The sequence below is a fragment of the Candidatus Phycosocius bacilliformis genome (assembly GCF_003112735.1).
Taxonomy (GTDB): domain Bacteria; phylum Pseudomonadota; class Alphaproteobacteria; order Caulobacterales; family Aquidulcibacteraceae; genus Aquidulcibacter; species Aquidulcibacter bacilliformis.
The window spans coordinates 154,684-166,768 of the sequence record NZ_BFBR01000005.1 but is presented as its reverse complement, the minus strand read 5'-3'; the positions used below and the strand labels follow the sequence as shown (position 1 = coordinate 166,768).

At 58.9% G+C, this 12,085-nt stretch carries 10 protein-coding genes and 1 riboswitch; all 10 genes read left to right on the top strand.

Going from position 1 to position 12,085, the window contains the following annotated elements; genetic code table 11:
• Positions 1 to 9: 9 nt before the first annotated feature.
• The 10 genes from PbB2_RS09375 (at position 10) to PbB2_RS09330 (ending at position 11,744) form a co-directional block, all read left to right on the top strand.
• Positions 10 to 681 (top strand): response regulator transcription factor, encoded by a 672-nt coding sequence (locus tag PbB2_RS09375; RefSeq protein WP_108985059.1) that lies wholly within the window; start codon positions 10 to 12, stop codon positions 679 to 681.
• 5 nt (positions 682 to 686) lie between these two features.
• A complete protein-coding gene (locus PbB2_RS09370; protein WP_108985058.1) occupies positions 687 to 2,144 on the top strand; it encodes a sensor histidine kinase in 1,458 nt (485 codons plus the stop codon).
• A complete protein-coding gene (locus PbB2_RS09365) occupies positions 2,144 to 4,963 on the top strand; it encodes a bifunctional [glutamine synthetase] adenylyltransferase/[glutamine synthetase]-adenylyl-L-tyrosine phosphorylase (RefSeq protein WP_108985057.1) in 2,820 nt (939 codons plus the stop codon). The genes PbB2_RS09370 and PbB2_RS09365 overlap by 1 nt, the downstream gene beginning before the upstream one ends.
• 77 nt (positions 4,964 to 5,040) lie before the next feature.
• Positions 5,041 to 5,790: an EF-hand domain-containing protein gene (locus tag PbB2_RS09360; protein ID WP_192576272.1), complete on the top strand. Its 750-nt coding sequence runs from the start codon at positions 5,041 to 5,043 to the stop codon at positions 5,788 to 5,790.
• A 58-nt stretch (positions 5,791 to 5,848) separates the two neighbouring features.
• A complete protein-coding gene (locus PbB2_RS09355) occupies positions 5,849 to 6,409 on the top strand; it encodes a sigma-70 family RNA polymerase sigma factor (protein ID WP_238164947.1) in 561 nt (186 codons plus the stop codon).
• Positions 6,400 to 6,702, top strand: a complete 303-nt coding sequence (locus tag PbB2_RS09350) for a hypothetical protein (protein WP_133245767.1) — start codon at positions 6,400 to 6,402, stop codon at positions 6,700 to 6,702. Before PbB2_RS09355 ends, PbB2_RS09350 begins: the two co-directional genes overlap by 10 nt.
• Positions 6,703 to 6,790: 88 nt before the next feature.
• Positions 6,791 to 7,010, top strand: a riboswitch (cobalamin riboswitch).
• 184 nt (positions 7,011 to 7,194) lie between these two features.
• The gene (locus PbB2_RS09345) at positions 7,195 to 9,099 is read left to right on the top strand and encodes a TonB-dependent receptor plug domain-containing protein (protein ID WP_238164946.1); all 1,905 of its coding nucleotides are present in this window, start codon (positions 7,195 to 7,197) and stop codon (positions 9,097 to 9,099) included.
• The gene (locus PbB2_RS09340) at positions 9,086 to 9,967 is read left to right on the top strand and encodes an ABC transporter substrate-binding protein (protein WP_238164945.1); all 882 of its coding nucleotides are present in this window, start codon (positions 9,086 to 9,088) and stop codon (positions 9,965 to 9,967) included. The genes PbB2_RS09345 and PbB2_RS09340 overlap by 14 nt, the downstream gene beginning before the upstream one ends.
• The gene (locus PbB2_RS09335; RefSeq protein WP_108985051.1) at positions 9,964 to 10,971 is read left to right on the top strand and encodes a FecCD family ABC transporter permease; all 1,008 of its coding nucleotides are present in this window, start codon (positions 9,964 to 9,966) and stop codon (positions 10,969 to 10,971) included. Before PbB2_RS09340 ends, PbB2_RS09335 begins: the two co-directional genes overlap by 4 nt.
• Positions 10,968 to 11,744, top strand: coding sequence for an ABC transporter ATP-binding protein (locus PbB2_RS09330; RefSeq protein WP_108985050.1), 777 nt, complete (start codon positions 10,968 to 10,970; stop codon positions 11,742 to 11,744). The genes PbB2_RS09335 and PbB2_RS09330 overlap by 4 nt, the downstream gene beginning before the upstream one ends.
• Positions 11,745 to 12,085 lie beyond the last annotated feature (341 nt).

Here is a 12,085-nt window from a genome sequence, read left to right as displayed (position 1 = left end):
GGGCAAGCCATGCGGGTCTTGATTGTTGAAGATGCTGGTGAAACGGCGCTCTATATGCGCCGTGCACTGGAAGAGGCGGGCCATGTTGTCGATCTGGCAGCAGATGGCCCGACCGGGGAAATGATGGCGCGCGGCGGGGCGTTTGACGTCCTGGTGTTCGATCGAATGCTGCCAAAAAAAGATGGGCTTAGCGTCGTAGCCGATCTGCGGACTGCAGGTATTGCCACCCCGGTTTTGTTCCTGTCCGCCCTGGGCGATGTGGAACATCGCGTGGAAGGTCTGAAGGCCGGCGGTGATGATTATCTGGCAAAGCCTTATGCTGCCAGTGAACTGATCGCCCGGGTTGAGGCATTGGGGCGTCGTCATGAAGGCGGGGCCGCCTCCACCCACCTCAAGGTCGGAGAATTGGAGATGGATTTGCTCGCCCGCGTTGTGCGTCGCGAGGGCCGCAAAATCGACATCCAACCCCGCGAATTCCGCTTGCTGGAATATCTCATGCGCAATGCCAACCAAGTGGTGACCCGCACCATGCTGTTGGAAAAAGTGTGGGATTATCACTTTGATCCACAGACCAATGTGATCGATGTCCATGTCTCGCGGCTGCGTTCCAAGATTGACCGCGATTTTGACAAGCCCATGCTGCATACTGTGCGCGGTGCTGGATACCGGCTTGAAGCCTAGGTTTGATGCTCAAGAAACTGCTTTTGCCATTAAGGTCGCTGACGCGAACCACTTCGTTTCGGGTGGCTATGGCATTTGCAGGCCTGTTTGCTGGCTTTGCCGTGCTGTTGCTGGGTTTTCTCTATGCAACCACGGTAGGGCGGCTTGGGTTGGAGGCTGATCGGGCTGCCCGTCAGGTTTTGGTTGAGCTTTCCAGCATCTGGCAGACCGAGGCGATTGACGGTCTCAATATGGCTGTGATCCAGCGCGCGGCCCGCGCCAGCGATACGCTTTATGTGCTGGTCCAGCCCGATGGCAAGGTCCTCTCCGGCAATCTCGATGCTGTACCTCTCGACTTGTCGCAAATCGACAAGCCAGAGGCGGGCAGCCAACTTAACCCGGCCCAAGCTGTCGCCACCAGTTTCAGTTATGAACGTCCTGATGTGGATACTGGCAGGATTGAGCGACGGCGTGCACGCGGGGTCTTTCTGGCAGGGCCGGATGGTTTTGGCCTATTTGTTGCCCGAGATCTGGGTCCGGGCGTGCAGATTGCTGATTATGTGGCGCGGGTGATCTGGCTGGGTGGAGCCGGGGTATTGGCCTTTGCCGTGGTCGGCGGCCTTATGGCCGCGCGCCAAGCTGCCGGGCGTGTGGATGAATTGACCCGGACCACCCGGGCAGTGATGGCCGGTGACTTGCAGCGGCGTGCCGCGGTGCGCACCATCGCGCCCGGAGATGGGGATGAGTTTGACGCCCTCACCGAGGACCTCAATGCCATGCTGGAGCGGATCGAACGATTGGTGACGGCTGCGCGAACGACCGGGGATTCGATTGCCCATGACCTGCGCTCGCCGCTCACCCGCCTGCGTGCGCGCTTGGAGGCCTCTGCGGCTAAAGCCAGTTCTCCAGAAGATTTGCGCGATGCCATTGAGGATGCCTTGATCCAGCTCGACGGAGTTGTGACAACCTTCAATGCCGTTTTGCGACTATCGCGCCTTGAAGCCGGGGAGGGCGGCAAGCTGGAAACCCTCGATGTCAGCCTGCTGGTAGGTCAATTGGCTGATTTGTTCGAGCCCGTCATCGAAGAAGCCGGCTTGTCCTTTACCGCAGATATCGAGCCTGACCTCATCATCAAGGCTGACCGATCCCTCTTGGCCCAGTCAATTTCCAATCTGCTCGACAATGCCGTAAAATACACTCCCGAAGGGGAGATCCGCTTGAGTGCTAAGCGTTTGTCAGGCCGTGACATGGCCATTTGCATTGCCGACAGCGGGGCGGGGATTCCGGTTGAGCAACGCAACCATGTTCTTGAGCGTTTTGTTCGGCTTGATTCAGCACGGTCACAGCCGGGGTCGGGGATCGGGCTCAGCCTCGCCGTGGCCATCGCTGAGCTACATGGGGGCCGGTTGAGCCTCGAAGATGGCTTACCCCGTGGTGATGGGGTGGGGCTTGAGGCGCGACTTATCCTGCCGTTGGCAAGCTGATGGAAGCGATCAAGTCACTTGGCTCTCCCGCTCAGGCCCTTGAGCAAGCCTGCCAGACTTCCCCTTATTTAGCCCGATTGTGTCAGCGTCGACCCGATACCGCCCACGGGCTTCGCACGGATCAGCTTGCGGCCATTCTGGCGGCCAGTCAGACCCGCATGGCCCAGGCTGAATCCTGCGGACTGGATGAGGCCATGGCGCTGCTGCGCCAAGCTAAATCAGACACACATTTGGCGTGTGCGGTGGGGGATTTGTCGGGGCAGGTGAATTTGGACCAGATCACCCAGTCCTTGTCCAATCTGGCTGATCGGGCCACCCAAGCAGCCATGGTGCTGGCAGCCCGCACGACATCGAGCCGCGACGCGGCCAGTTTCAAGAATCCAGACGCCGTGCCGGGCTTGTTCATCATTGCAATGGGCAAACATGGTGCCCATGAACTCAATTATTCGAGCGATATTGATCTGGCCGCCTTCTTTGATCGCGAAGCCTTTGACCCCGAAGATCAAGATGCTGCCAGCGGCATTTGTGTCCGCCATGTCCAGGCTGTTTCACGCATTCTCGAGGATGTCACACCCGATGGCTATGTATTTCGGGTTGATTGGCGTCTACGCCCCGATCCTGCCTCAACGCCGGTTGCCGTCTCGATGCGGGCCGCAGAAGTGTATTATGAAAGTGTCGGGCAGAATTGGGAGCGGGCGGCCTTTATCAAAGCCCGCGCCATTGCGGGCGACTTCCGGGCAGCCGAGTCGCTACTTGCCCATTTGCAACCCTTTATCTGGCGCAAGAACCTTGATTTTGCCGCGATTGATGACGTTCAATCCATCTTGCGCCAAATCCATGCCGTGCGCCGATCCACCGACCTTGATGACCCGGCTTTTGATGTCAAGCTGGGACGCGGCGGGATACGTGAGATCGAGTTTTTTGCCCAGACCCAGCAATTGATTCTTGGTGGGCGCGACCCGAGCTTGCGCGTGCGTGGGACGGTGACGGCGCTGGATCGTTTGGTGGCTGCCGGGCGGATTGACGCCCAAACCCGGGATGATTTGACTCGCGGCTATCAATTCCTGCGTGGGATTGAACACCGGATCCAAATGCTTGATGACGAGCAGACCCACAAATTGCCTGCCGACCCTCATCGGCGCGCCAGAGTAGCGGCTTTGGCTGGATTTGCCGATTTGACCACTTTGGATCGGGCGGTGCGCGATTGCCGGGAGATGGTGCGAACCCGGGTGCGCGAGCTGTTTCCCGACAGCAAACCCCTCTCAAGTCCACTCGGCTCGCTGGTCTTTACCGGGGTGGAAGATGATCCTGAAACCATCGAGACCATTGCTTCTTTGGGCTTCACGGAGCCTGGCAAAATCGCCCGAACCATACGGTCTTGGCACCATGGCCACGTGCCCGCGACCCGGACTGCACGTGCGCGCGAGCTCTTGACCGCACTGACACCTGACCTGTTGCAAGCCATCGCCGCGACGGGGGAGGCAGATACCGGCTTTTCGCGGTTTCAGGACTTCTTCGCCGCCCTGCCGGCAGGTGTGCAGGTCTTGTCTTTGTTCAAGGCCGAGCCGCTCATTTTGAAGGAAACCTGCTCGACTTTGGCTTTAGCGCCCCGGCTTGGCGCGGTGCTGGCGCAACGCCCTGCCATTCTTGACGCCATGTTATCGCCGCGCTTTTCAGCACCCTTGTCCCATGATGAAGCCGGATCACGCCTCGGGGTCTATCAATCTGGTCTGGCGCGCGCGCAAGGCTTTGAAGAAGCACTCGATGTGGTTCGGCGGATCCATCGGGAGGAAATGTTCCGTATCGGCTTTCAAATCTTGCATGGCCGGGCCAGCGCCGCCGAGGCGGGTCTGGCCTATTCAGATTTGGCTGAGGCGACGATTGCGGCCTTATTGCCGGTGGCTAAGGCTGCACTGGCTGAGGCGCATGGCCAGTTGGCCGGGCGGGTCGCGGTGTGTGCTTGGGGCAAATTGGGTGGGCAGGAGCTTGCGGCTGACTCTGATCTTGATCTCATGATTGTTTATGATGTTGCCGATGAGCATGCTGAATCCGATGGCAGGCGTCCGATCAGCGCAGAGCAATGGCACACACGCCTGACCCAAAGGCTGGTGTCGGCCTTATCGGTCCAAACCGCCGAAGGCAGCCTCTATGAGGTGGACATGCAATTGCGCCCATCAGGACGGGCGGGTCCAGTTGCGGTACGTTTGTCGGCGATGGAGCGCTATTATCAGGGCGAGGCGTGGACCTGGGAGTTTCAGGCTCTTACCCGCCTGCGTCCGGTGGCGGGGGATGCAAGCCTGATGGCGGAGCTGTCGGCGTTGACAGCCCAGCTTCTCAAACGACCGGCTGATCCTGTTGTGCTGGCCAGAGACATCGTGGCGATGCGCGACAAAATGGTTGCTGCCCATCCCGTGCGCGGGGGGTGGGATGTGAAACGGCAACGCGGTGGCCTTATCGACCTTGAGTTCCTCGCCCAATATCATCAGCTTTTGGGCGCTGGATCTGGTTTGCCTGTGGTGCGGGCTAACACGCTGGAGGCTTTGCGCGCGGTGGCCGATCAAGGCGGCATGGACAGGGAGGCCGCAGGCCGCTTGATCCAGGCTGGACAGGTCTTGCAAACTGTTCGCCAGCTTTTGGCCGTGGCTGCAGGTTCAGACTTTGATCCTGCGCGCGCGGCAACTGGCCTGAAACAGGCGTTGGCCCAAGCGCTTGAGGTGCCAGATTTCAGCACTGCAGCCGCGCTTTATGATGATGCCCGTGCCGTTATCCTCGACGATTTTCAGGCCATGGCAGCTCTGGCGACGGAAAGTCAGCGCTGATGCGTTCTACCCTCAGATCACCAAATGGCTGACCTGACTTGGCTCAGATTTTTCAGCCCTTCATGAGGAGCTTGATCATGAACTTGAAGACGCTTCTGGCCACGGCCAGCTTTTTGATGCTGGCCACACCAGCTTTGGCTCAGCAAGGCCCCAATCCACCTCCACCGCCCGGTGAAGGCCCCGGCTTTTTCGACCGCGCTGATTTGAACAAGGATGGGGCGATTAGCCTGGATGAAGTGCGCACCGCGCGGGGTGCCATGTTCGACCGCATCGACAAGAATAAGGATGGGGTGGCAAGCGAAGAAGAAATGCAGGCCGCTCGGCCATCGCGTCCGCCCCGCCCCGAAGGCATGCCCAACGGCCGCCGTTCGCAAGGCCAAGCCGATGATTTCCATGCACAAGCCGACGCCAATAAGGATGGGTCAGTCACCAAGGCAGAGTTTGATGTGGCCATGGCCAATCGTGCGCGCGATGAGCAAACCCGCTCCCAAGAACGCGCTAATCAAGCGTTTGCGCGTTTGGATACCAATAAGGATGGACGCATCTCGCGTGAGGAAGCCGACGCAGCGCGTGCCTCGATGATGGATCGGATGAAGGACCGCAAAATGAGCCGTCGGGACGGTCCACCACCGCCTCCGTCGCCCGCAAGCTTTGACACCAATAAGGATGGCAAGATCAGCCGTGACGAATGGTTGGCACGCCCAGATCCGATGTTTGAGCGGGCCGACGCCAATAAGGATGGTCGGGTGACCCGTGAGGAAGCTGCAGCCGCTGCTCGGCAGGGTCGCGAAGGTGCGCCTGGCCGCGGTCCGGGCCGTCCCTGGTAAGTGAAGTGGATTGATGCGGGTGTCTGACCCCCTTGTCTTTGATCCTCTGGCGGGACTGATGACCAAGGCAAGCCGTGGCGACCGCGCGGCGGCTGCTGCCTTGGTCGAGGCGGTATCACCCCGCCTCTGGCGCATCAGTTGGCGCTTGCTGCGCGATGCGGCAGAAGCCGAAGATGTAACCCAGGAAGCCCTGATCCGCCTGTGGAAAATATTGCCTTCGTGGCAGACAGGCCGTGCCCGGATTGAGACGTGGCTGCATCAAGTCACCACCAATCTGTGCTTTGATCGCCTGCGCAAGGCGGGCAGGTTTGTTGAAGAAGGCACTGCACCTGAACCAACTGATCCAGGCCCAATGCCCGACACGGGCATGCAGCAACAGGCAGTTCGCGACCGGATTGATGCGGCATTGGCGGCTTTGCCGGATCGGCAGCGGGCTGCGTTGGTGCTGACTCATTTTGAAGAATTGGCGGCCAAGGATGTCGGCGATATTCTTGGCGTCAGTGTTGATGCCGTGGAATCGCTTCTCGCGCGCGGTCGTCGTGCTTTGCGCGTGGCACTTGCGGCAGAGAGAGCTGATTTGTTAAACTCGTCCGTGGAAGGACACGCAGCATGTCTATGATCGACCATCATCCGTTGAATAAGGCCTTGGCCCAAGCTCTGGATTCGGCCAGCCCGGTGCCGGCTATGCCGATGGCCCGCCTGCATACGGCGGCGATGGCAGCCTATGATGCTCAGATGCGACCACGTTCAACCTGGGTGAAGACCTTCTCTGCCTTAGCTGCCAGCCTTATTCTGGGGGTGGGCGGCTTTGTCTATTACCAATCCTGGCCCAGTGCTCAAAAGGCGTTGACGGCGGATGCCGATGCCTTCGCCGAACAATTGCTCAATAGCGGGATTGATAACGAGCTTTAGGTCAAGCCTCTCCAATTCTGTCATCGACACAATGCGCGTCCAACCCGGGCGCGCATTTTTCATGATTGGCAAAGCCGGTTTGGGCTGATACCTTCGCGATCAGATGGTGCCTCAGGAAGCTGGGGTGAAAAGGGAATGCCGTGCGGGGGACCTCCTCCAAATCGGCAGCCGTGCCTGCGACCGTAAGCGGATAGCCGCGTTTCTCCTGACAGGCGTCAGGATGTGCCACTGGACCTGAGGGGTCCGGGAAGGCCGAAACAAAGCCTTGACCCGTGAGCCGGGAGACCTGCCATCGCCGTCGTTCGTCCGTCCTGCCAGGGTCAGCGGGAAGGCCGGAGGTTTCCTCCGATGCAACGACTGCAGGACGTGGGCAGCATGGTGCGCGCCCGCCACTTCTGCATGCAAGGAGGTTGGTCGTGGGCATCACGACCAAAGACATTGATGACACGTTGTTTTTGCTATTCGGCAAAGCCATTTCTTGTGCCCGTTGGCATGCTTTTGAGCGCAGCCTTGGCCATACCCCCCGCCCATGCTGAGACAGCCCCTGACAAATCGGTAGAAACGGTGGTGGTTACAGCCACTCGGACACCAACGCCGATCTCTCGCGTTGGCGCGTCAGTGACTGTGATTGACGGCCCTGCCATTACCCGCGCCCAGTCAATCCCGGTTATCGACCTCTTGCGCGATGTGCCCGGCATTGGCTTTGCCCGAACCGGTGGCGTCGGCAGTCTGACCACGGTGCGGGTGCGCGGGGCAGAAAGCGACCAGACAGTTTTGCTGATAGATGGGGTCAAACTAAACGACCCTTCGACGCCTGGCGGGGGCTTTAATTTTGCCAATCTGGTGGTTGGCAATCTCAATCGTATTGAGGTCCTGCGCGGACCCCAATCTGTGTTGTACGGCAGTCAAGCGATTGGCGGAGTGGTGCAGATCATCACTCAATCAGGCGATGTCCCGTTTGCGGCCTCCGCGACGCTGGAAGGGGGGGACCTTAAGAGCCGCCGCATCATGGGATCGGTGCGGGGCCAAGTCGGGGATCTCTCCTATCAGTTGGCTGCCGGGCAATTTGACACCGATGGTGTGAGTTCGGCTGCGAGTGGGACAGAACGGGACGGCTATCGCAATCAATTGGCCCAAACCCGTTTGACTTACGCCCTGACCGACCGGGTCGAGATGGAAGGGCGGGTCTATTGGTCAAAGAGCAAAGTGGGCATCGATGGGTTTCCCGCTCCAGCCTTTGTGTTGGCCGATACTGCTGAACAGACTGAAACCGATGAGCTGATTGTCTATGCCGGGACCAATCTGTCCATGCTGGACGGGCGGTCCCGAACCCGGATCGGCCTCAGCGAAACCCGCACTGACAGGACCAATCTCAATCCCAGTCTGCGCGTGCCGACAACATTTGACGGCAGCAGCACAAACCGCCGGATTGAATTGCAATCGAGTTTGGATGTAACCCCACAATTCCAACTGGTGGGTGGCGCGGAAATGGAACGCGGTCGCCTGCGCACGGCCAGCCCGTCAGTGACCAATCCTAACCCGGTGCCATTGCGCGCCAGCAATGATTTGTCGGCGCTTTATCTTCAAGGTCAGGCCAGTCCGACATCGTGGCTGACAGCCACCTTGGGCGTTCGCTGGAGTGATCACGATAGCTTCGGTGAGGCTTGGAATACGCGAGCTACTTTGGCCGCCAGCTTGAATGGGGGTGATACGATTGTGCGGCTTGCGGTGGCCGATGGCTTTAAAGCCCCGACCCCATTTCAACTCTTTTCCAACTTCGGCAATTCCCGCCTGCAGCCCGAAGAGGCACGCTCTGCTGAGATTGGTCTTGAGCAGGCTTGGTTCGATCGACGTTTGGTTGGATCAATCACTTATTTCAAACGCGACACCACCAACCAGATCGACTTTGTTTCTTGTTTTGGCAATGCTGCAGCCATCTGTGTTGGTCGACCCAGTGGCACCTATGACAATATCGCCAAGACGCAGGCGGACGGAACTGAAGTGACGTTGGAAGCCCGCCCCAATCGGCATCTCAATCTATCTGCCGGGTTCGCGACTTTGGATGCGCGCAACAAGGTGGCCGCAACAGCTGCCTTTAACAAGCAATTACCCCGGCGGGCCAAACAAACCGGCTTTGCGACCTTGGGCTATGTGTTTGATTTTGGTCTGGATGTTTCAGCCACTTATTCCCATGTTGGGGATAGTTTCAATAATGCAACCAACACGGTGGTGATTGGCGGCTATGATCTGATCACCGTGCGCGCCAGCCAGAAGATCAACGCGCATTGGACCCTGTTTGGCCGGGTGGAAAATGCCCGGGATGAAATCTATCAGACCGTGACGGGCTATGGCTCGCCGCGACGACAAACTTGGGTGGGGCTGCGTGCGACATTCTAAAGGCGCCTCAGGACTGATGATGTTGGTGGTGGCAGGCTGCTCCCTGCCGCCACCCCCTCGTGATGGGCTACAGGATGGGCGGCATATCAAGCCTGCCCGCATTGTTTCGCTTGATTTCTGTGCCGACCAATTTGTCCTGAAACTGGCAGACCGCACACATATTGCCGCGGTATCGCCCGATGCTGAGGCTTCCTTCTCTTACATGCGGGTGGCAGCAAAGGGCTTGCCCCAAGTCCGACCGGATGCGGAAGCCATTATTGCTTTAGCTCCCGACCTTGTGGTGCGGACCTATGGCGGCGGTCCGCAATTGGCGGCCCAATTGGAACAAGCGGGTATCAAAGTGCATCAAATCGGCTGGGGTGAGGGGTTTGATGCAGTCCGCACCCACGCCTTGGAGACGGCCAAAGCCTTGGGTGAGGAGGCGCGCGGTGCTGATATGGTCGCCGAATTTGACCGTCGTTTGGCCGCCATCAAGCCCGCCCAAGGTCTCACCGCCCTATATGTTACGCCCGGAGGGGTTACAACCGGGCCGGGCTCCATGGTGGATGCCATGATGGCGCGGGCGGGTCTGACCAATTTTCAGGCCACGCCAGGATGGTCCAGCCTCCCCCTTGAACGTTTGACTGAGGCGCGGCCCGACATTCTGGTCACGGCCTTCTTTACCGACCAAAGCTCACAGCAGGATTATTGGTCTGCGGCCCGCAACCCGATGATCGGTGACTTGACCCGGTCTATTCCTGTGGTGCGACTGGAAGGGGCCACGACAGCATGTGGTGGCTGGTTCATGATGGATGCGATGGAAGCCATGGCCAAAACTGGACGAGAGGCTCATGGTCAATCGAAGCGACTGAATGGGAGCATGCCATGATTGTAACAGATCACAGCCGCCCCTTGATCCTCTTTTTGAGTGGCCTTTGTGTCATCATGCTGGTGGTGTCGTGTCTGATCGGTCCGATCGGCCTCTCGTTGGGACGCCTGTTGCCAGCTTTGGTCGGGATTGGGGATCGTCAGGCGGAGTTGATTTTGTGGCAGATCCGCTTACCCCGCGCGCTGGCTGCTCTCTGTGTCGGCATGGCCCTGGCGGCCAGCGGGGCTGCCCTGCAAGGCCTGTTACGCAATCCGCTTGCTGAGCCGGGCGTCTTGGGGGTCTCGGCCATGGCAAGCCTGTTTGCCACCATCACGATTTATTGGGGCCTGATTGCCATGTCGGCTTGGCTGTTGCCGCTGGCAGCGATTGCCGGTGCTCTGCTGGCGACTGCGATATTGGCGCAGGTCGCACCGCGGGTCCAATCGGTGGTTACACTGGTGCTGGTAGGGGTTGGCCTGTCCAGTTTTGCCGGAGCCTTGATGTCCTTATTGCTCAACCTGGCCCCCAATCCATTCACATTAGCTGACATGATGAATTGGATGATGGGATCGGTCGCCAATCGCGCTTTGCCTGATCTGGCGATGGCTGCGCCATTCTTTTTGGCGGGTGCCGCTTTGATTGGTTTGTCAGCGCCGGGTTTGCGCGCGCTGACCTTGGGCGAGGAGGCCGCCAGCGCCATAGGTCTGGATATTGGTCGCGCGCGAGTCTTGGTCGTGGTGGGTACTGGCTTGTTGACAGGGGCGGCGGTCAGTATGGCCGGCGCGGTTGGCTTTGTTGGCATTATTGCGCCGCATTTGGTGCGCCCCTGGGTAGGTCACGACCCGGCGCGTACCTTGGTGCCATCGGCACTTTTGGGGGGATTCATTCTACTGGCGGCTGACTTGGTGACACGACTGACCCCAACGCCGCAGGAATTGAAATTGGGTGTGGTTGCCGCACTGATCGGGGCACCGCTGTTCATCTGGATCGCGGCCAGACGACGCAGTTTGGAGGGCGAGGCATGAGCCTTGAGTTACGGGCTGCACGCGTCTGTGCCGGTGAAGCGGTGCTTCTGGCCGATGTGTCCCTGCGCCTGACCCCGGGGCGACTCATCGGTCTTTTGGGGCCGAATGGGGCGGGAAAGACAACAGCAATTCGTGCTCTTTTGGGCTTGCAGAAGCTTGCGGCGGGTCAGGCCCTTGTGGCCGGTCAAGACGTGGCCAGTCTGTCCGCCCGCCAGCGCGCACGGCTGATTTCCTACCTGCCGCAGGCGCGCAAACTGGCCTGGCCGGTGTGTGTGCGAGAAGCCATTGGTCTGGGCCGCTTTGCCTATGGCGGACCTTTGGGACGGCTGGGGCCAACAGATCGCGCCGAGATTGATCTGGCTCTGACACGATGTGACCTTGTGCACCTAGCAGCGCGCGCCGTCACCAGTCTTTCAGGGGGGGAATTGGCACGGGTACATCTGGCCCGCGCTCTGGTCGGGCAGTCCCCCATCCTCATCGCCGATGAGCCGACTGCTGCCCTTGATCCTGGCCACGCTTTCGCAGTGTTGGAAATGTTGCAAACTGAAGCCCAGGCAGGCAAGACAGTGCTGGTTGTCTTGCACGATCTTGACCTTGCAACCCGCTTTTGCGACGAGGTCATCCTGCTCGATCAGGGACGCGTGATCAGCCATGGTCCGCCAATCGAGGCGTTGAGCATTGAACGACTTGCCGAGATTTATGGTATCGAGGGCGTTTGGGACCAGAAGACATTGCGCATTCGCGGTCGGATCAATCAGACCCTGATGGTTTAGATGGGCCAAGATTCACACGTATCAATAGCCCGACGCAAGCGGCTGTTCAGAAAACCTACTGCGGGATAGTTTGTGATATCCACATCTGTCTACCGTAAGGTAATTGACAGTATGAACTGTCCAACTTAATCACGATGCCTGATCATTTTTTCTGTGAGCATTCAAGGTATTGTCAGATAACTGAAATATTGTTGTAGTATTCGTATGCTCAGTATCTTCAATAGGTTGCGCGGTTTCAGTCGGCGACAATCATTGGCACATATTTCCCTTTTTTGGGGAAATTTTCACTTGGAATTCACCTGAATATCTCTCTAAATTAACTGCGTTTAATGCGCGTTTAC